The sequence below is a fragment of the Mesorhizobium sp. M1C.F.Ca.ET.210.01.1.1 genome, from assembly GCF_004791585.1.
Taxonomy (GTDB): Bacteria; Pseudomonadota; Alphaproteobacteria; order Rhizobiales; family Rhizobiaceae; genus Mesorhizobium.
The window spans coordinates 60,643-79,264 of record NZ_SRUU01000006.1; the positions used below are offsets into that span (position 1 = coordinate 60,643).

Annotated in this window: 21 protein-coding genes and 1 tRNA gene; 11 read left to right on the forward strand and 11 right to left on the reverse strand. The window is 65.5% G+C overall.

Annotation, left to right across the window (positions count from 1 at the left end; all coding sequences use genetic code 11):
- Positions 1–63 precede the first annotated feature (63 nt).
- Complete coding sequence (gene ureC, locus EN853_RS08710; protein WP_127859487.1) at positions 64–1,776, reverse strand: urease subunit alpha; 1,713 nt, start codon at positions 1,774–1,776, stop codon at positions 64–66.
- A gap of 179 nt (positions 1,777–1,955) precedes the next feature.
- Between ureC and EN853_RS08715 the strand changes: the two genes are divergently transcribed.
- Entirely contained in the window at positions 1,956–2,339 is a 384-nt protein-coding gene (locus tag EN853_RS08715) for a hypothetical protein (protein ID WP_127859486.1), read from the forward strand.
- Between the two features lie 168 nt (positions 2,340–2,507).
- Complete coding sequence (locus EN853_RS08720; protein ID WP_245516889.1) at positions 2,508–2,942, forward strand: hypothetical protein; 435 nt, start codon at positions 2,508–2,510, stop codon at positions 2,940–2,942.
- Positions 2,943–2,962: 20 nt separating this feature from the next.
- On the opposite strand, the gene EN853_RS08725 is transcribed toward EN853_RS08720, so the two are convergent.
- From EN853_RS08725 to EN853_RS08740, 4 genes are all read right to left on the reverse strand, one after another.
- A complete protein-coding gene (locus EN853_RS08725) occupies positions 2,963–3,268 on the reverse strand; it encodes an urease subunit beta (protein WP_127859485.1) in 306 nt (101 codons plus the stop codon).
- A 97-nt stretch (positions 3,269–3,365) separates the two neighbouring features.
- A complete protein-coding gene (locus tag EN853_RS08730; protein ID WP_127859484.1) occupies positions 3,366–3,620 on the reverse strand; it encodes a DUF1272 domain-containing protein in 255 nt (84 codons plus the stop codon).
- A gap of 25 nt (positions 3,621–3,645) precedes the next feature.
- The gene (locus EN853_RS08735; RefSeq protein WP_059188709.1) at positions 3,646–3,948 is read right to left on the reverse strand and encodes an urease subunit gamma; all 303 of its coding nucleotides are present in this window, start codon (positions 3,946–3,948) and stop codon (positions 3,646–3,648) included.
- Positions 3,949–3,983: 35 nt separating this feature from the next.
- Positions 3,984–4,856, reverse strand: coding sequence for an urease accessory protein UreD (locus EN853_RS08740; RefSeq protein ID WP_167524434.1), 873 nt, complete (start codon positions 4,854–4,856; stop codon positions 3,984–3,986).
- Positions 4,857–5,051: 195 nt separating this feature from the next.
- Here EN853_RS08740 and EN853_RS08745 point away from each other — a divergent pair, with 195 nt between their 5' ends.
- The 3 genes from EN853_RS08745 to EN853_RS08755 all read left to right on the forward strand — a co-directional run bounded on the left by EN853_RS08745 (position 5,052) and on the right by EN853_RS08755 (position 7,398).
- On the forward strand, positions 5,052–5,306 hold the full coding sequence (locus EN853_RS08745) for an acyl carrier protein (RefSeq protein ID WP_059188710.1): 255 nt from the start codon (positions 5,052–5,054) through the stop codon (positions 5,304–5,306).
- A gap of 4 nt (positions 5,307–5,310) precedes the next feature.
- On the forward strand, positions 5,311–6,519 hold the full coding sequence (locus EN853_RS08750) for a beta-ketoacyl-[acyl-carrier-protein] synthase family protein (RefSeq protein WP_127859482.1): 1,209 nt from the start codon (positions 5,311–5,313) through the stop codon (positions 6,517–6,519).
- A gap of 174 nt (positions 6,520–6,693) precedes the next feature.
- Positions 6,694–7,398: a glutathione S-transferase N-terminal domain-containing protein gene (locus EN853_RS08755; RefSeq protein ID WP_127859481.1), complete on the forward strand. Its 705-nt coding sequence runs from the start codon at positions 6,694–6,696 to the stop codon at positions 7,396–7,398.
- 33 nt (positions 7,399–7,431) lie between these two features.
- Here the strand turns inward: EN853_RS08755 and EN853_RS08760 are convergent, their stop codons facing one another.
- The 4 genes from EN853_RS08760 to EN853_RS08775 all read right to left on the reverse strand — a co-directional run bounded on the left by EN853_RS08760 (position 7,432) and on the right by EN853_RS08775 (position 11,790).
- The gene (locus EN853_RS08760) at positions 7,432–7,764 is read right to left on the reverse strand and encodes a hypothetical protein (RefSeq protein ID WP_127859480.1); all 333 of its coding nucleotides are present in this window, start codon (positions 7,762–7,764) and stop codon (positions 7,432–7,434) included.
- Between the two features lie 171 nt (positions 7,765–7,935).
- Entirely contained in the window at positions 7,936–8,550 is a 615-nt protein-coding gene (locus EN853_RS08765; RefSeq protein WP_127859479.1) for a nucleoside triphosphate hydrolase, read from the reverse strand.
- 78 nt (positions 8,551–8,628) lie between these two features.
- Positions 8,629–9,735, reverse strand: a complete 1,107-nt coding sequence (locus EN853_RS08770; RefSeq protein ID WP_127859478.1) for a hypothetical protein — start codon at positions 9,733–9,735, stop codon at positions 8,629–8,631.
- A 246-nt stretch (positions 9,736–9,981) separates the two neighbouring features.
- A complete protein-coding gene (locus tag EN853_RS08775; RefSeq protein ID WP_127859477.1) occupies positions 9,982–11,790 on the reverse strand; it encodes a DUF948 domain-containing protein in 1,809 nt (602 codons plus the stop codon).
- 210 nt (positions 11,791–12,000) lie between these two features.
- Between EN853_RS08775 and EN853_RS08780 the strand changes: the two genes are divergently transcribed.
- A complete protein-coding gene (locus tag EN853_RS08780) occupies positions 12,001–12,939 on the forward strand; it encodes a D-alanyl-D-alanine carboxypeptidase family protein (protein WP_167524423.1) in 939 nt (312 codons plus the stop codon).
- Positions 12,940–13,188: 249 nt separating this feature from the next.
- On the opposite strand, the gene EN853_RS08785 is transcribed toward EN853_RS08780, so the two are convergent.
- On the reverse strand, positions 13,189–13,638 hold the full coding sequence (locus EN853_RS08785; RefSeq protein WP_127859475.1) for a universal stress protein: 450 nt from the start codon (positions 13,636–13,638) through the stop codon (positions 13,189–13,191).
- Positions 13,639–14,126: 488 nt separating this feature from the next.
- Between EN853_RS08785 and EN853_RS08790 the strand changes: the two genes are divergently transcribed.
- The 5 genes from EN853_RS08790 to EN853_RS08810 all read left to right on the forward strand — a co-directional run bounded on the left by EN853_RS08790 (position 14,127) and on the right by EN853_RS08810 (position 16,873).
- Positions 14,127–15,053, forward strand: a complete 927-nt coding sequence (locus tag EN853_RS08790; protein ID WP_127859474.1) for a DUF1003 domain-containing protein — start codon at positions 14,127–14,129, stop codon at positions 15,051–15,053.
- Positions 15,054–15,240: 187 nt separating this feature from the next.
- Positions 15,241–15,317, forward strand: a tRNA-Arg gene (locus tag EN853_RS08795).
- A gap of 147 nt (positions 15,318–15,464) precedes the next feature.
- Positions 15,465–15,815 (forward strand): hypothetical protein, encoded by a 351-nt coding sequence (locus tag EN853_RS08800; protein WP_127859473.1) that lies wholly within the window; start codon positions 15,465–15,467, stop codon positions 15,813–15,815.
- Between the two features lie 258 nt (positions 15,816–16,073).
- A complete protein-coding gene (locus EN853_RS08805; RefSeq protein ID WP_127859472.1) occupies positions 16,074–16,391 on the forward strand; it encodes a metalloregulator ArsR/SmtB family transcription factor in 318 nt (105 codons plus the stop codon).
- Entirely contained in the window at positions 16,388–16,873 is a 486-nt protein-coding gene (locus tag EN853_RS08810) for an SRPBCC family protein (RefSeq protein WP_127859471.1), read from the forward strand. Before EN853_RS08805 ends, EN853_RS08810 begins: the two co-directional genes overlap by 4 nt.
- Positions 16,874–17,022: 149 nt before the next feature.
- Here EN853_RS08810 and EN853_RS08815 read toward each other — a convergent pair whose 3' ends face one another.
- Positions 17,023–18,498 (reverse strand): PLP-dependent aminotransferase family protein, encoded by a 1,476-nt coding sequence (locus tag EN853_RS08815; RefSeq protein WP_127859470.1) that lies wholly within the window; start codon positions 18,496–18,498, stop codon positions 17,023–17,025.
- Positions 18,499–18,622 lie beyond the last annotated feature (124 nt).

Here is an 18,622-nt window from a genome sequence, read left to right on the forward strand (position 1 = left end):
AGTGCAAGGTCCACACTCCAGCCGCAACGGAATTTGCCCGCTCACCGGAAGGCGCAATCGGCTTTAAAACAGAAAATACCGCTGCGCCATCGGCAAGACCGTCGCCGGTTCGCAGGTCAGGAGCTCGCCGTCGGCGCGCACCTCGTAGGTCTCGGGATCGACCTCGACATGCGGCGTGGCGTCGTTGAGCACCATCGAATGCTTGCCGATGCCGCCGCGCGTGTTTTCGACCGCGACCATGGCTTTGTCCACGCCGAGCCGGCCCTGCAGGCCGGCATCGAAGGCGGCCTTCGAGACGAAGGTCACGGACGAGTTGGTCAGCGCCTTGCCAAAGGCGCCGAACATCGGCCGGTAATGCATCGGCTGGGGCGTCGGGATCGAGGCGTTGGGATCGCCCATCGGGGCGGCGGCGATCGAGCCGCCGACCAGCACCATCTCCGGCTTGACGCCGAAGAAGGCCGGATTCCACAGCACGAGATCGGCGCGTTTTCCGACCGTCACCGAGCCGATCTCCTTCGACAGGCCGTGCGCGATGGCCGGGTTGATGGTGTATTTCGCAATGTAGCGGCGGACGCGGAAATTGTCGTTGTCACCGGTTTCCTCAGGCAGCGAGCCGCGCTGACGCTTCATCTTGTCGGCGGTCTGCCAGCAGCGGATAGCCACCTCGCCGACGCGGCCCATGGCCTGGCTGTCGGACGAGATGATCGAGAAGGCGCCGATGTCGTGCAGGATGTCCTCGGCCGCGATCGTCTCCTTGCGGATGCGGCTCTCGGCGAAGGCGATGTCCTCCGGGATCGACGGCGACAGATGATGGCAGACCATCAGCATGTCGAGATGCTCTGCCAGCGTGTTGACCGTGTAAGGCCTGGTCGGATTGGTTGAGGACGGGATGACGTTGGGCAGGCCGCAAACCTTGATGATGTCGGGCGCATGGCCGCCGCCGGCACCCTCGGTGTGGAAGGCGTGGATGGTGCGGCCTTTGATGGCGGCCACCGTGTTTTCGACGAAGCCCGACTCGTTCAGCGTGTCGGTGTGGATCATCACCTGGACGTCGTAGGCGTCGGCGACCGACAGGCAGCAGTCGATCGCGGCGGGCGTCGTGCCCCAGTCCTCATGCAGCTTCAGCGAACAGGCGCCGGCGAGCACCATCTCTTCGAGCGCTGCCGGCCGCGAGGCGTTGCCCTTGCCGGACAGGCCGATATTCATCGGGAAGGCGTCGAAGGACTGGATCATGCGCGCCATGTGCCAAGGGCCGGGCGTGCAGGTGGTGGCCAGCGTGCCATGCGCCGGACCGGTGCCGCCGCCGAGCATGGTGGTGATGCCGCTCATCAGCGCTTCCTCGATCTGCTGCGGGCAGATGAAGTGGATATGCGCGTCGAAGCCGCCGGCGGTGAGGATCTTGCCCTCGCCGGCGATGATCTCGGTCCCCGGCCCGATGATGATGGTGACCCCATCTTGAGTGTCCGGATTGCCGGCCTTGCCGACGGCCGCGATGCGGCCGTCCTTCAGGCCGATATCGGCCTTGACGATGCCGGCAATCGCATCGACGACCAGCGCATTGGTGATCACTGTGTCGACCGCGCCCTCAGCTCGCGCGACCTGGCTCTGGCCCATGCCGTCGCGGATGACCTTGCCGCCGCCGAACTTCACCTCCTCGCCATGGACGGTGAAATCCTTCTCGACCTCGATGAAGAGCTCGGTGTCTGCCAGCCGCACCTTGTCGCCGACGGTCGGGCCATACATCTGCGCATAGGCGACGCGGGTAATTCTGGCCATTAGCGATTGCTCCTGACAGTGAGGTTGCCGAAAGTGAGGATTGAGCGTGAGGTGCACATTGTCGCCATCCAATGGTCACGCAATGACCCGCTCGGCGACACCTTCCGATCCCATTTGGCGGTTGAGGTGTGCGAGTCAGCCCAAAACGACCGTTTGCAAAACCGATGGAAGGAACATCCATGCGCAAGACGATATTCTTCGCGGCCGCTGCCAGCTTGGCGCTGGCGGGTGCAGCCAGCGCCCAGCAGCAGCCCGCGCCCCAACCAAGCCCGGCGCCGACCGCACCTGCTCCCGCCGCTCCGAAGGCGCAGCCGGCCGTGCCGTCCATCCAGAGCGTGAGCATCGTCGACATTACCGAACTGCCCAAGGACACACAGACGCAGGTCAACCAGATCGTGGCGCAGCGCGGCGACGCCGGCCTGCAGACCCTGCGCAAATCGATCGACGCGACGCCCAAGGTGAAGTCGGCGCTCGAAGCCAAGGGGATGAGCTCCGCGCAGGTGATCGCGGCCAGCCTGCAGCCCAATGGCGCGCTGACCCTGATCACCAAGAAGGCGAGCTGAAGACCCATGCTGGCGGGCCGGCTGCGGGTCCGTCAGCAGCATCGCCAAGGGAACCTCCTGCCGACACGACTCGTTTCGCCTTTTTCGCCCCGCCACAAGTTCAATCAGGAGCGAGCGATGGCGAGCGTCCCGCGTCTCGGAACAGGATCTCCAACCCTTGTCGCGGCCATGCTTCTGGTGGCCGGCGCCCCGGCCTTCCCGGCGCAGCCGCTGGACAGCACCAAGCCAAGCGCCGCGATCGTTGATTCCGACATCCGGCAGGAAGAAGCGCTGTCGAAGACGGAAGCCGGCAAAGTCATCACCGCGATAGACCGCACGCGCGAGAATATCGGCACAGTGCGCAAGACGACCAGGCTCGACACGGTCGATATCGTGTTCCTGACGGATGCCGCGCGCAGCGAGGGCGGACCGCCGCCCGCGATCGAGAACAAGGTGAAGCAGCATCAGGACGACGTCGCGGAACTGCGGCAGGAGATCGAAGCGAACGCGCTGCTGTTCAACGCCATCGATTCGCGGCGTGTGCTCGCCGAGGACGTGCTTGCCGTGGAATTCGACAATCCGGGCAAGATCGTCATCTACGCGGCGGCCAAGCCTCCGAAGTGATTTGACCCCGCCGCCAGACCTCACAGCTTGCCCATCACCTTCTGCTGGAACCCATAGACCTCGCGCTTGCCCCCGAGCGGCACCAGCGTGACGTCGCGTTCCTGGCCCGGCTCGAAGCGCATGGCGGTGCCGGCGGCGATGTCGAGCCGCATACCGCGCGCGCGCTCACGGTCGAATTTCAGTCCCTCGTTGGTCTCGAAGAAATGATAGTGGCTGCCGACCTGGATCGGCCGGTCGCCGCTGTTGGCGACCTTGAGCGTCACCGTGGGCAGGCCCTTGTTCAGCTCGATCTCGCCTTTGGCGGTGACGATTTCGCCGGGGATCATCGCGGCCTCACAGCATGCCGAAAGCAATCGCCATGAGCGCGGTTCGTATCATCGGAGCTGTTGTCATCTGCATGCCTTTCTTCAGGGGTCGTGTTGCTCAAGCGGCCTTGCGGGGATCGCAGCCCTCGGCCTTGACCACACGCTTGGTCGATGCCGGGTATTTCGCCAGCTTCGCAGCCGGCCTGATCGGCCGCGGCGCGAAATTGCCGCCGCAGTTCGGGCAAACGCCGGCAAGCACGCCTTCCGCACAACCGGCGCAGAAGGTGCATTCGAAGCTGCAGATCAGCGCATCCGCCGCTTCAGGCGGCAGATCCTTGCCGCAGCATTCGCAATTGGGCCTCAGTTCCAGCATCGGTTTCTCCTCACCGGATTGGCCCTCACCTGATTGGCTCGTGCACAGTCACCAGCTTGGTGCCGTCGGGAAAGGTCGCCTCGACCTGGACGTCGTGGATCATCTCGGCAATGCCATCCATCACTTGGGCTCGGGTGACGACATGGGCGCCGGCCTCCATCAGTTCGGCCACCGAGCGGCCGTCGCGGGCGCCTTCGACGACGAAGTCGGTGATCAAGGCGATCGCCTCGGGATGGTTGAGCTTGACACCGCGCTCCAGCCGCTTGCGCGCCACGATCGCCGCCATGGCAATCAGCAGCTTGTCTTTTTCACGCGGCGTCAGATTCATGCGTCGTCCCGGTATTCAAGATCAACCATTCGAGGTCAAAGTGACCATAATTTGGGCAGGCCCGCCCGTCCGTTGAGCAGTTCGACCAGCGGAACCAGCCGCTTGCGGAGCTGGTAGCCGTCGCCGGCGGTGAGCCTCGCAAGAAGCTTGCCAGATTGCCCGACGCTCCAGAAACTGACGCCGCCCCGGTCACTGTCAACGAGGCCGCCGATCATGGGATCGCCGATGATGGCGCGGGCCGGCTCCAGCAGGGCTTCCGCATGCGGGGAGACGAGAAGCAGCGTTGCGATCGCACGCGCGCCGCCGGCCACGGCCCGGCGCTGGAGGCCGGCGGCGATATCCGGCCCGATGCGAAAATCCTCGGCATGGATGAGCCTGCCGTCCTGCCAAACCCGCCAGCGGTCGCGGAAGTTGCCCAGAACCGTCTGCTCGCCCATCGCCAGCCGGCCGAACAATGTCGCCTCCAACAGCAGCGCTTCGGCGCTCCCCGCAAGCGTCACATCGAGCGTCCTCGCAAAGGCCGCCCGGTCGAAGACGATCGTCTCCTGCGGCAGCCACGCAATCCGGCCGCCGGCGCCGACATCGAGGCTGACCTTGGTCTCGGCGCGATCGAAGGCGGCGCGATAGACCTTCTCGCAGGCCTGGGTGGTGATGGAGGCCGAGGCGCCCTCGCCGACTTCGATCGCCCAGCCGAGCCGGTCGCCGCCGGTCAATCCGCCGGCCGTGTTGATCAGCACGGCCTCGAGCGGGTCGCCTTGCACGGCCGGCATGCGAATCTTGGCCGATCCGTCCTGATAAAGGCGCTGAAGGCGGGTCCGGCCGCCTGTTCTGCCGCAGAAAAGCCTGCCTCGCCCGGCAACACGTTGGGCGGCAAGCGGGGAAACCAGGGTATCGTCGATCATGTCCACGACGCCAACGTTAAGCACTCCGGTGGCTTTGTCGATATATAGCTTGTTGCTTGACATCGTTTCGGTTTCTATAGAGGGAGCCACCTTGGAGCGGTCACGCGATGCCTGGAGAGGTAAGGGCGACGGCATCCGTGTATCCGGGTACGAAGGGGCGCTGATCAGTCGGCGTCGGAAAACGACAGGGGAAGGAACCGAATGGCTGACCAGCTGACGACCGAAATCATCGAGAAGATCAAAGCTCATGCCGAGACCGGCGGCGAGGAAATCACCACCAGCACGGATCTCAACACGCTTGGCATCCACTCGCTGGAGCTGACCGAGATCATCTTCGATCTCGAGGAGAAGTACGGCATCGAGATCGAGATGAACACGGTCGACGCCTGGAGCAACCTCAAGAACGTCGGCGACATGGTCGAGGCGGTTCGCGAACTGATCGCGAAAAAAGCCTGATTGCATGCTGAAACGCGTCGTCATCACCGGCATCGGCGGGATATGCGGGCTCGGCAACGATGTGGCCGCGATCTGGGACGCAATGCGCGCCGGCCGCTCGGCAATCGGCCCGATCGACAACCCTTCCCTGCATGACCTGAAGGTCAAGGTAGGCAGCGAAATCAAGGAGCTGCCCGATCACGGCATCGACCGCAAGCAGGTGGTTTCGATGGACCGTTTCAGCCTGCTGGCGGTGATCGCCGCCCGGGAAGCGATGCGGCAGTCCGGACTGGTCGCGCATGCCGACAACACCTACCGGATGGGCGCCGTCGTCGGCATCGGCGTCGCCGGCTTCGAGACGATCGAGGAAAATTACCGCGCGATCCTGATCGAGGGACGCAACCGCGCCGCCATCTTCACCGTGCCGAAGGTGATGCCGGGCGCGGCCGCCGGCCAGGTCAGCATGAGTCTCGGCCTGCGCGGGCCGGTGTTCGGCGTCACGTCAGCCTGTTCTTCGGCCAACCACGCCGTCGCCTCGGCTGTCGACCAGATCCGGCTCGGCCGCGCCGACGTCATGGTCGCCGGCGGCACCGAGGCGCCGCTGGTATGGGGCGTGCTCAAGGGCTGGGAAGCGTTGAGGGTGCTTTCGCCTGACACCTGCCGGCCATTCTCGGCCGACCGCCAGGGCCTGTCGCTGGGCGAGGGCGCCGGCATGGCGGTGCTGGAAAGCTACGACCACGCCATGGCGCGCGGCGCCACAATCCTCGCCGAGATCGCCGGTACCGGCCTATCGGCCGACGCCTCCGACATCGTCGCGCCGACGATCGAAGGGCCGGAAGCGGCGATGCGCTTCTGCCTGGTGGATGCCGGGCTCAATCCCGAGGATGTCGACTATCTCAACGCGCATGGCACCGGCACCAAAGCCAACGACCAGATCGAGACGGCTGCGATCAAGCGCGTTTTCGGCGAGCATGTGGGCGCGCTCTCGGTCTCCTCGACCAAGTCGATGCACGCGCATTGCCTTGGCGCATCGGGCGGACTGGAGATGATCGCCTGCGTCATGGCGATCCGCGACGGCATCGTGCCGCCGACCGCCAATTACCGTGAGCCCGACCCGGAATGCGATCTCGACGTGACGCCGAACGTGGCGCGCGAGCGCAAGGTGCGCGCCGCGATGAGCAACAGTTTCGCCTTCGGCGGCACCAATGCGGTGCTGGCCTTCAAGGCGATCTGACACGAGCGATCTGATTCGGGCGCCAGCCATTCCGCCGGAACGCGCTTGCGTCCCGGCGGATCGCTATGGTTGCCTGTCCGTGCATGGCAATATTGATCCCGAGGGATCGCGGTCCTAATTCTTGCCCACCCGCCATGAGCGCCGCCCGGCGCCAATCCGCATCCGGAGCCCCCGATGACCGACCTGTCCGTCTTTCCGATCGCCAAGCGCTGGCCGGCCAAGCACCCCGACCGCCTGCAGCTCTATTCCGCTGCAACCCCCAATGGCGTGAAGATCTCGATCGCGCTGGAGGAGATCGGCCTGCCCTACGAGCCGCACTACGTCGACATCGGCAAGAACGAGAGCTGGACGCCGGAATTCCTATCGCTCAACCCGAACGGCAAGATACCGGCGATCATCGATCCGAACGGACCCGACGGCAAGCCGATCGGCTTGTTCGAATCCGGCGCCATCCTGCTCTATCTCAGCGACAAGACCGGCAAGCTCATACCGGCCGATCCGATCCGGCGCTACGAGACGATCCAGTGGGTGTTCTTCCAGATGGCCGCGATCGGCCCGATCTTCGGACAGGTCGGCTTCTTCAACAAATTCGCCGGGCGCGAGATCGCCGACAAGCGGCCGCTGGAGCGCTATCGCGACGAATCGCGGCGGCTGATCGGCGTCCTGGAGACGCGTCTGCAGGGCCGGCGATGGATCATGGGTGACGACTACACCATCGCCGATGTCTCGATGCTCGGCTGGGTGCGCAACCTGATCGGCTTCTACGAGGCGCGCGACCTCGTCGGCTTCGACGATTTCCCGACTGTTGCGGCATGGCTGGAGCGCGGCCTTGCACGGCCGGCCGTGCAGAGGGGCCTCACCATTCCGGCGAGGGCCTGAACGGGAGCCGCCGCGCGCTTTTCCAGGAATCGCCTATTTCGTCTTGGTTTTGGTGCCACCGCGGCCGAGAACGGAAGCGGCAAGCCGGGCGGTGGCCACCACCGCGCCGGTCGCCACGCTTGCAACGGTGCGGATCGGACCCGACTTTGCCGCCGCGGGCTTGTGCGGCTTCGCGGCGACCTTGTGCGCCGCGCCGGGCACCACTTTCCTCGGCGCGGCCTTGCCGAATGTGGGTTTGGCGTCCCTGGCACCCTCGGCCATCGCCTCGCCGGCGCCGCCCTTCGATTGCGCTGTCTTCGATTGTGGTGTCTTGGATTGACTGGCCCTGCTTCTCGCGGGCACGGGTTTTCTGGTCTTGGTTGCCATGGGACGGTTCCCTGTTATTTGTTTTGCGCAATTCCGGACGGAAAACCGTCACGCACTGCTGCTGGAATTGCTTCAGCGCCGGATAATTCGGGATAGGGCATAACGGCGCGGAACCCTTAAGGTTCCCGTCCGAAAATATTGAAAATTGAGCAGGTTAACCAATCACCAGGGTCATTGACCAATGACCAGATCGGCCTCGCGGCGGCGCGCCAGCACACGCTCGATATTCGGCATGTCGTTGGAGGCGATCCAGGCGCGGGCGTCCTCGTCGGACTTGCCATGGCCGCGCCAGCGTTCCATCAGGCGGCGCTCCAGCTCGCCCCGCGGCACGTCGACAAAAATCGTGAAGTCGAACAGAGGCGCCAGCCGCGACCACGGCTCCTCGTCGAGCAGGAGATAGTTGCCCTCGACCAGGATGAACTTGGTGTCGGCGGAAATGATCTCGGCGGCGGCGCGCGACAGTTCGATGCTGCGGTCGAAGACCGGAATGGCAATGTCCGGCTCACCGGAGCGGATGCGCTTCAAAAGCGTCTCGAAGCCGCCGAAATCGAAGGTCTCCGGCGCCCCTTTTCGCGAGCGCATGCCGCGCCGGTTGAGCACGATGTCGTCAAAATGGAAGCCGTCCATCGGCACGACTTCGGATGAGCCCTCGGGCAGCAATTCATGCAACCTGCCCGATATGGTCGACTTGCCGGCTCCCGGCGGGCCGGCAATGGCGACGACGAAACGCTTGGCCTTGCCGGCGCGCTTGAAGATGGCGGCGGTGATATGGGCTAAATCGGACATCAACGCCTCTCCGTTAGCGATTCCGGCTCCATCTTGGCGGCTGTCGGCGGAAATTTCAAACCGCGATTGCTGCCGGCTTCAGGCCGGAACCGAGCGGCCGATGCGCAGGAATTCGCTGTCAAAGGCGATGTCCCTTGCCGAGCCATCTGTCGCCACGAGACGCATGCGCCCATCCTCCGATTCGATGCCGCTTGGCGGCTCGGCATCGGCGAGCGGAACCGCGCCGATGACATGGCGGAAGGAGACGCTGCGCCCTTGCGCAAGCGCGAAGGCCGTCGCCACGCCTTCGTGCTTCAGCCAGTTGTCGCCGAGCGAGGCGGCGTGGCCGACCGCGGCGCGGCCATCCTCGATGCCGAGCACGCCGATGTGGCGGCCGCTCCAGGGCGCGTAATCGCGCCCGCCATTGCTGAACCACAGCATAGTGACCGGCAGTTCGGCCGGGTTCTTCAGCACCAGCACCAGATCCTGCTCGGCGCGGCGGGCGAGCGCCGTCCAGCCCGGTCCGACGTGATCGGCTTCGACCAAAGTGATGAAATCCTCGCGCCGGTCTTCCATGCGGTAGTCGGTGAGGTCGGCGGTGCCACCGGCCGCGATCGGGAAATGGGTGAGATCGGTGGCGCGGGCGGGATAGGCCAGGCGAAAGCGGCCGCGCGCCGGATCGGGCTCCAGCGGGGTGGCCGGCGTGACCGCCAGGCGCTTCGGCGAGAAGGCGAGCCTGCCGCCGCCGTGCATCGCCGTCATCGGATGATGGGCGACGGAAATGGCGCCGGAGCCGCCGGAAAAGATGTGCTCCTGGTAGAGGAAGGGGTGGTTGTCGCGCAGCGTGAAGATCTTGTCGACGGCCGCGCCCATCACCTTGCGGCGCAGCCGGAAGACGGCGCGCCAGCCGCCGGCGATGGCGCTGTTTTCGACGACATCCCATTCACTGTTGGCCGTCCAGCCATGCAGGGGTGCTGCCTCGACGTCGCTGGTGGAGAATGGCGCGCAGAGGAAATCGCCCGACAGTCGCACCGTGCCTTCGGGAAGGTTCTCCGGCAGCTTCTCGCGCGGCGCGCCGACCCAGGGCGCGCGGTGCAGCGGCTTCAGGCGGCGGCCGTCCGCCTCGATTTCCATGGCTGCGATATGGCCGACCACGAGATCGAGCGAAACCGAGATGCCCTTTGCGTTGATGGTGACCGTGTCCATTGCTGCCTCGCCGCGAATCTTGTTCTTCGGCTGGCAGCAAAGCCTGCACCATCCCCGGTGCGCAAGGGCAATGGCAGGCATTTTGCATCAGCGTCTACCCTCCCCCTTGTGGGGAGGGTCGGCGAGCGGTCGGAGCGAAGCGGAGATCGCTTGACGGGGTGGGGGTCCAACCCAAAAGAGTCCTTTCGCCCCCCACCCCGATCCGCTGCGCGGATCGACCCTCCCCACAAGGGGGAGGGTAGGCCCCTACTGCCGTTTATACTCTCGCACCGGCGACTTCGTGCCATCGGTGTAAGTGACCTGCACCGCCATCGATTTCACGTCGTCCTTGACCTTGAAATAGGGCTGGTAGTCGGCCGGGATCGCGTAGGGATCCTTGGCGTCGCAGGGCGGCATCTTGATCTCCTTGTCCAACGCGGTGCCGTTCAGGCTGTAGCGCACCTCCTTGATGGCGCAGCGGAAGGACAGCATCTGCGTGAAATAGACCAGGCCGTGGTTGCCACTGGCATCGAAGGCGATCCACGAGGTCCAGAACTGGCCGAGGATCTGCTTGTTGCCCTGCTGCAGCGCCGAATCCGGATCGAAGCGGATGTCGAACGGGCCGGTCTCGCGGCCCCTGATGTCGAGATATTTTATGCCGATGGTGGTGGCCGCGGTGCTGTCCGGCAGCTCGAAGCTCGGGTTCGGCATCGGCTTGCCGGTGCGCTGGTCGTTCATCGCCATCAGGCCGGTTTCGGTGAAGGGGCCGCTGTCGCCGAGCCGCCAGGAAATGGCGGTGGCCGGCTCGGGCAGCGAGATCGTCATCGACCAGCCGGCGTTGGAGCGCGTCGGCGTCAGCGTCGGCACGAAGCGCGACGGGTCGAGCACGTCGCCGAGCGCAGCCAGCCTGGTGCGGCTGCGGTCGAGCCAGTCGGCCAATTGGGTCTGGTCGACGAAATATTTGAGCAGGCCGCCATCCTTCTCATAGGACACGAATTTGGTCAGCGCCTCAGCCTCGCTGCGCTTGTCGGCCAGCGTCTGGCTGCCGAGACGGTCCTCGGAGAATTCCTGCGCAAGCAGGAAGTAAGCCGGCGCGTAGTCCGAATTGGCTGAAATGAAGGCGTTGAGCTTGTCGAGCCGCTGGGCATCGTCGAACTGGAGCAGGTGGACGAGCTTGATCGCCGGCGCCTTGGCCTTCCCGGCGAGCTGGCCGAACACTTCGCGCGCGCCGGCCTTGCCGTCCTGGACCCTCAGCAGCGTGGCGAAGCGCGTATAGGGATCGATGGCGTCGACATCGAAGCCGGCAAAGGCGAGATAGGCGCGGCGGGCGTTGAGCATGTCGCCCGCCAGCTCATAGACGCGGGCGTTGTGGTAGAACTCGTCGGGACGCTTGGGATCGGCGATGGCGCCGCCCTGCGCGGCGAGCTGGGCAAAGCCCTTGGCTATCGTGTCGATCGAAGCGGCGATCTGCTCGGTAGTCGCCTGCAGTTTCTCGGCCTGCGCCTGCTGCTGTTGCTGGCCGGCGGCTAAAGTGTCGGTGGTCTGCTTGACCGCCTCGACCGTCTTCTGCGTTTCGGCACCCTGCGCGGTCTGCTGCTTCTGCGTCTCGGCAATCTGATCGGTCTTCTGCGCCACCGTGTCGGTGGATTTCTTGACCGCTTCGACCGTCTTCTGCGTCTCGGTGACCGTCTTTTCGATCTTCGCCACCTTCTCGGAGACGATGCCCAGCGACTGCTGCAGCTCGGCCACCGCCGGCACCAGCGCGGCGATCACGCCGTTCTGCGAATTGGTTTCCTGCTGGACGCCATAGACGCCGCCGGCGATCGCCGCCGCGCTGGTGGCAAAGATCAGCGCCGGCATGGCCTTGGCCGCCAGCACCAGGCGCAACACCATGGCGATGGCGATGATCGCCGCGGCGACCGCGGCGACCAGCGCGATATAGGCGGCAAAGGGCCCCAGCGGATTGAGCACGTCCGACGCCGCGCCGCTGAGGAAGGCGACGCTGCCCGCCCATTTGCCGGTGCGGCTGAGCGATGCCCTCAGCAGCGACGTCGTGCCCGTGGCGATTTCCGACATGCCGATCCCCCCGATTCCAAGCCGCAGACATCATAGCGGCAGGGGCATGGGGATGGCAAAGGCGGCTGAGGGGCGCGAAAACCTGGGCAAATGCCTTATTGCTGCCGTTAACCAGTTGGACGCGGCATTGGCGTTACGTTAGCTTCGCCGCATCTCAGCAACAGTTTAGAACACGTCTTGTCCCGTCCCTTTTCGCTCCTCCAGAAACTGATGGCCGCATTGGCCCTGCTGCTCCTGCTTGCAGGCTGCACCACCGCGGCGACGCCGGAAAGCGTGCTGGCGGTGCCGGCGCAGCCGCAGAAATACGCGGCGATCGTGGTCGACGCCCCGACCGGCAAGACCCTGTTCGAGGTCAATTCGTCGGCACAGCGCTATCCCGCCTCGCTGACCAAGATGATGACGCTCTACATGCTGTTCGAGGCACTGCAGAGCGGCCGGGTGACCAAGGAGACGCAGATTCCGGTCTCCGATCACGCCGCCTCACAGCCGCCGACGAAGCTGCGCTTCAGGCACGGCGAGACGATCGATGTCGATTCCGCCATCCGCGCCATGGTGGTGAAATCGGCGAATGACGTTGCGGTGGCGGTGGGCGAATATCTCGGCGGCAGCGAGGACCAGTTTGCCGCTATGATGACCGCCAAGGCGCGCCAGCTCGGCATGACCAGCACGACCTTCCGCAACGCCTGCGGCCTGCCCGACGGCGGCCAGGTGACCAGCGCGCGCGACATGGCGGTGCTGGGGCTGGCGTTGGAGAAGCGCTTCCCGCAGCATTTCCACTATTTCTCCGAAAGCGACTTCATGTTCCGCGGCCGGCTGGTGCGCGGCCACAACGACATGCTGGGACGCGTGCGCGGCGTCGACGGCATCAAGACCGGCTATATCCGCGCCTCCGGCTACAACATTGTCACCTCTTACAACGCCGACGGACGGCATCTGATCGTGGTGGTGATGGGCGCCGACAGCGCGCGCCAGCGCAACGACCATGTCGAGGCGCTGATCCAGAGGAGCCTGGGGCCGATGACCGCCGCTGCGACCCAGCCCAAGCTGATGTATGCCGGGCAGCAGCCGGCCGCTTCGGCGCTTCCCGGATTGCCGCCGCCGGACGCGGCGCTGCCAGGGTTGCCGGCTCCTGGTTTGCCGGCGCAGTAGCAGGTCGCAGAAACCTGAAACGCCGGCGGGACAGCGCCCCCCTCTGTCCTGCCGGACATCTCCCCCTCAAGGGGGGAGATTGGCTGTTCCAGCGCCCCGCTCGTCCAGGGCACGTTGAGATTCAGGTCAGGCCGAGCCGAAAATGGGGGTTTCCGAGAACCGGAGCGAAGCGTACTTGAAGTACGTGAGCACTGGAAGCGCAGGAAACCGCCGTTTGCAGGCCGGCCTCACCTGAATATCAACGTGCCCTTACCGCACCACCAGCACCGGGATCTCCGTCAGCGACACCACTTCCGCCGTCTGGCTGCCGAGCACCAGCCGGCCGATGCCGCGGCGGCCATGCGAGGCCATGACGATCAAATCGCAGGCTTGTGTGCGGGCCGTGTCGAGGATCGCCTCGGCGGGCGTCCGGTTCTCGATATGCAGGCTCTTCGAGGCCACGCCGAGCGCGTCGGCATCGGCCTTGCATTTGTCCAGCACTTCGCGGGCATATTTGCGCGCGCTTTCCTCATAGTAGACCAGCTCGTCGCCGGTTACATAGCCGGCCATGGCACCGCCCCAGGCCAGCGCCGGGAACGGCTCCGTGACGTGGACGAAGGTGACGACAGCGCCGAGGCCCTTGGCCAGTTCCAGGCCGTGGGCGACGCCCTTGCCGGCGAGTTCCGAACCGTCGGTGGCGATCAGGATGTGCTTGTACATGTCGATCCCTCTTCTTGCGGGGCGATGCGCCCCCTGGTGGCGGGTCGAGCGCTTGCGCGCGACCGGGCCTGAAACGGATATAGTTAGCCGGCCGGGCCGGCCACAGAGCTTGGATAAGGCCACCCAGCAGCGACGATGGCGCCAGGGTAGACAATCGCCCACGGCGCTCCCCCGCTCCGTCTCGGCGCTGCGCGCCGATCCACCTCTCCCCTGCTTCCGCGGGGGCGAGGAAACTAAGTTTGCAAAGGTCGCGGCCCTCGCGATTGGCGTTGGGTCCGAAGGACGGGCGAGACCGGTGGCTCGCTCCGGCACGGTGGCTCGGCGAAGCCGAGACGGAGCGGGGGCTGGCGCTACCCTATGCGGTTGCAAGGAAGCCCGCCCATCATCACAAGAACTTGTTCGGTCACACCAGCTTCACAGCCACCATGGATATGCCGCGCCGGCTTGGCGTATCGTATCGCAAAGCCTCGCGAACAGGAGCACTGAGCATGGCCAGCGACCCCAAGGCATCCGCGCCAAAGCAAGCGGACGACGAGAACGAGTCGGGCGGCGAGTATCTCGAGGCGGCCACGGTGCCGGAGGACGCGCATGAGGCGGCAGACGAGATCCTCGAAGCGCCGGAGGTGCCGGATTCCGAGCCCGCCCTACCCGGCACGACGCGGGTCAAGCCGAAGAAAAAGCCGTCGGCGATCAGCGGCAGAAAGTTCCGCAAGCGCGACCTGGTGCGCATCGACGATCTCAGGCCTAGCCTCGCCGACCGCATCCGCTCCGACCATCCCGACCTGCCGCGCGGCGCCCGCATCAGCCGCCAGGAGCTCTCGCGCTACCGCATGCGCTACATGGAGGAATTGCTGCAACAGGAGCACGGCGAATTCTCCGAGCTCGACCGCCAGGTGGTGGAATCGATCGCCAGGCAGGACACGATCTCGGAAAACTCGGAAGAGGAGTTCGAGGAGCACCGCTCCTTCGCCGACCGCGTCTCCGACAACATGGCCGAGTTCGGCGGCAGCTGGTGGTTCCTGATCTCGTTCGCGGCCGTGCTTTTGATCTGGATCGGCATCAACCTCGCCGAGGGCACGACAGGCGCGTTCGACCCGTACCCGTTCATCCTGCTCAACCTGATGCTCTCCTGCATCGCGGCCATCCAGGCGCCGGTGATCATGATGAGCCAGAAGCGGCAGGAGGCGAAGGACCGGCTGCGCTCCTTCAACGACTACCGGGTGAACCTCAAGGCCGAGCTGGAAGTGCGGCACCTGCACGAAAAACTCGACTACCTGATCTCGCGCCAATGGCAGCGGCTGGCCGAAATGCAGCAGATGCAGCTCGACGCCATGCATGAGCTGACCGCGAAGAAGCAGAAGCGGGCGACGCGGGGGGTGAGGCGGAGGACGGCGAAGGTCGAGGTGGAGGGGTGAGCGGGACGAAGCCCGCGCGCCGCCCTCTCAAGCCGCGCCTTGCCTCTTATGCCCGAGGCGACACGCGGTCGTCCTGTGCGCTTAAAACGTCACCATCCCAATTGGCCGTTGAAGCGCGGAGCGGCTTCCGCTAAGAAGCCGTGGCTGGCCGGCTCACCGGCTGGTTCGTTTTCCGGTCTCTCGGGAAGCACCCGTAGCTCAGCTGGATAGAGCGCTGCCCTCCGAAGGCAGAGGTCACAAGTTCGAATCTTGTCGGGTGCGCCAATCTCCCCTTACGCCTCTTTGCATAAGCGGACTTCCCGATCAAATCCAGATAGGCGGCGGGCGCTTACGGCGCGATTGTGGAGTGACGCGGGCCAGTGGGAAGTCTAGGGTCGAATGTCTTTCCTGCCTGCACGAAGAGCGCACCGCATGCCCCGCTTTCTCGCCGTTTACACCATGAAGCCCGAAGACCTCGGCCGCTTTCGCGCCCTGCCCAAGTCCGAGCAGGACGCGATCGACGCCGTCGGGCTAAAGCAGTGGACGGATTGGGAGGAGAGGAATGCCGCATCGTTCCCTGATCGTGGCGGCATGGTTGGCAAGACGATGCGCGTGACCAAAGACGGCATTGCCGGCGCCGTGAATCCCTTCTGCGGCTACATCGTCGTTGAGGCTGAAACCATCAAGGCCGCCGCCCGCCTCTTCGAGAACCACCCGCATTTCTCTGTCTTTCCAGGAGACGGCGTGGACATCATGCCCTTCCTCACCGACCCCGCGACCTAGAGCAATTCCAGGAAAAGTGTGTAACGGTTTTCCGTCCGGAATTGCGTAAAAACAAATACTTAGAGCGGATCGGCGATTCTATGAATCGCTGAAACGCCTTGCCCCAGGCAAAGCGAACAAAACACAGGAGCCGGAACGCATCTTAGCGGCGCGACTCCATGGGCTAAAGCGGCGGCGCGCATGGCGGATGCGTCCCCCCGGGCGGCCGCCACTCCTTCACTCCTTGACTCTATCATCAGTCTGCACTAATCATAAGTCATGACTGTTGATAGCGCCCAGCTTGCGGCCCTTGGCGATACCACTCGCAGGCAGATTTTTGAGCTGATCGCGGAGCGGCCGCGCTCGGTGGCGGAGATCACGCGGCAGGTCGCGGTGTCGCAGTCGGCGGTGTCGCAGCATCTGAAGGTGCTCAAGGACTCGCGGCTGGTGCGCGCCGAGCCGAAGGGCGCCAGCAACGTCTACCACATCGACCCGCACGGGCTTGGCCAGATGCGCGCCTGGCTCGACCGGTTCTGGAGCAAGACGCTCGCGGCCTACAAGCTGGCCGTCGAGACCCCACCAGAGGAGTCACCATGAATACCCGAGTCCCAATCACGTCCGTGAAACAGTCCGTCGTGGTCGAGGCGCCGATCGAGCGCGCCTTCAAGGCTTTCACGCAAGATTTCGGCAGCTTCAAACCGGCCGAGCACAATCTGCTGCCGGTCAAGATCGCCGAGACAGTGTTCGAGCCGCGGGTCGGCGGCCATCTCTACGACCGCGGCGTAGACGGCAGCGAGTGCCGCTGGGCGCGCGTGCTGGCCTATGAGCCACCCAACCGGGTGCTGCTCAGCTGGGACATCAGCCCGCAATGGCGGATCGAGACCGACCCGGCCAAGACCAGCGAGTGGGAGGTGCGGTTCACCGCCGAAACGGCCGGGCGCACCCGCGTCGAGATCGAGCACCGGAATCTCGAGCGCCACGGCCAGGGCTGGGAAAGCGTGCGCGACGGCGTCGACGGCGATCAGGGCTGGCCGCTGTATCTGCAGCGGTATGCCGAGGTGATTGCGCGGCCGGCTTGAGCGCCGTCAGGCGAGCAGTCGCATAGGGCGCTCCCCCGCTCCGTCTCGGCTGCGCCGAGCCACCTCTCCCCCACGTTCGTGGGGGCGAGGAAACGCCAATCGCCTGGGTCGCGGCGCTATGCGATTGCCTGCGATTAGGCATTCGCCCCTCACCCCAGCGTCTCGCGTATCGCCGCCGCCAGCCTCTCCACCCCCTCCCGCGTCTGCACTGCGTCACAGGCGGCATAGCCCAGCACCAGCCCCTGGGTCGCCGCCGTGTTCTGGAAATATTTCGACAGCGGCGAGACGTTGATCGCCCTTCGCGCTGCCGCCTGGCTGACCTTGATGTCGTCGATGCCCTCTTTCAGATAGCCCACCACCTGGATGCCGGCTTCGGCGGGGGACAGCGTGATCTCGTCGCGCAGGCGCTCGGCGACGATCTCGCGGAAAAGCTGGCGACGCTGGGCGTAGATGCGGCGCATGCGCTTCAGGTGCCGGCTCATATGGCCTTCGGTGATGAAATCGGCCAAGGCGGCCTGCAGCAGGAGGGGCGCGAACTGGCCGGTGGTGGAGATCGCGTTGACGATGCGGCCCGCCAGCTCGATGGGAAGCACCATGAAGCCGATGCGCAGCGCCGGGAACAGGAGCTTGGCGAAAGTGCCGACATAGATGACGCGGCCGGAGCGGTCCATGCTCTGGATCGCCGGCACGGGGCGGCCCTGAAAGCGGTATTCGCCGTCGAAATCGTCCTCGATCACCCAACTGTTGGCGGTCTCGGCGATGTCGAGCAGGCGCAGCCGCTCCTCCATGCGCATGGTGATGCCGAGCGGATGCTGGCAGGCCGGCGTCACGTAGATGAGGCGCGGCAACGGGTCCGGCGGGTCGAGATGCCAGCCGCGCTCCTGGTCGACCGGGATGGGCAGGATTTTTGCGCCGGCCACGGTGAAGGCGGCCTTGGCGCCATAATAGCCCGGCTCCTCCATCCACACCGTGTCGCCGGGGTCGAGCAGCAGGCGGGCGAGAAGATCGAAGGCGGCCTGCGCGCCGGTGGTGACGACGATCTGCTCCGGCCGGCAGCGCACGCCGCGCGCGGAGAACAGATAGCCGGAGATCGCCTCCTTCAACGCCGGATGGCCGGTGACGTCATAGGTGCCGAACAGGGTTTCGCCGCCATGGCTGGCGCGGCGCGCGACCAGCCGGCCCCAGACGCCGAAGGGAAAGCTCGACGCATCCGGCATGCCGGGGTGGAAGGCGACATGCCCCGGCCTGCCATGGTGGCAGGGCTGGCTGAGCAGCTGCTGGCCGCGCCGCGAGGGTGAGCGCAGCGGCACCGGCGGCGCCTCGGCCGGCGTCTCGCGCGGGCCGTCGGGCAGGTCGACGATCACCGGGCGCGCGCCCTGGCGGTTGGCGAGGTAGCCTTCGGTGACGAGCTGGTCGTAGGCTGTGACGATGGTGTTGCGGCCAAGGCCGAGCTCGGCGGCCAGGGCGCGCGTGGAAGGCAGTTCCGAACCCGGCGGCAGCGCGCGGCTGCGGATGATGGCGACGAGGCCATGGTAGAGCTGGCGGGAGAGGTGCTCGGGGCTCGACCGGTTCACGGCCAGCATGTCGAGGGGGAAGGCCTGGGGTTTGGGGTGGAGGGGTCGCATGGGTGACTCGCTCTATGGGCTTCCAGGCCATTGCCCGCCATGGCCTTGCACGGTCGAGTTCCTTCGCGCCCCCCTCTGTCCTGCCGGACATCTCCCCCACTTGGGGGGAGATTGGCGGTTTGGG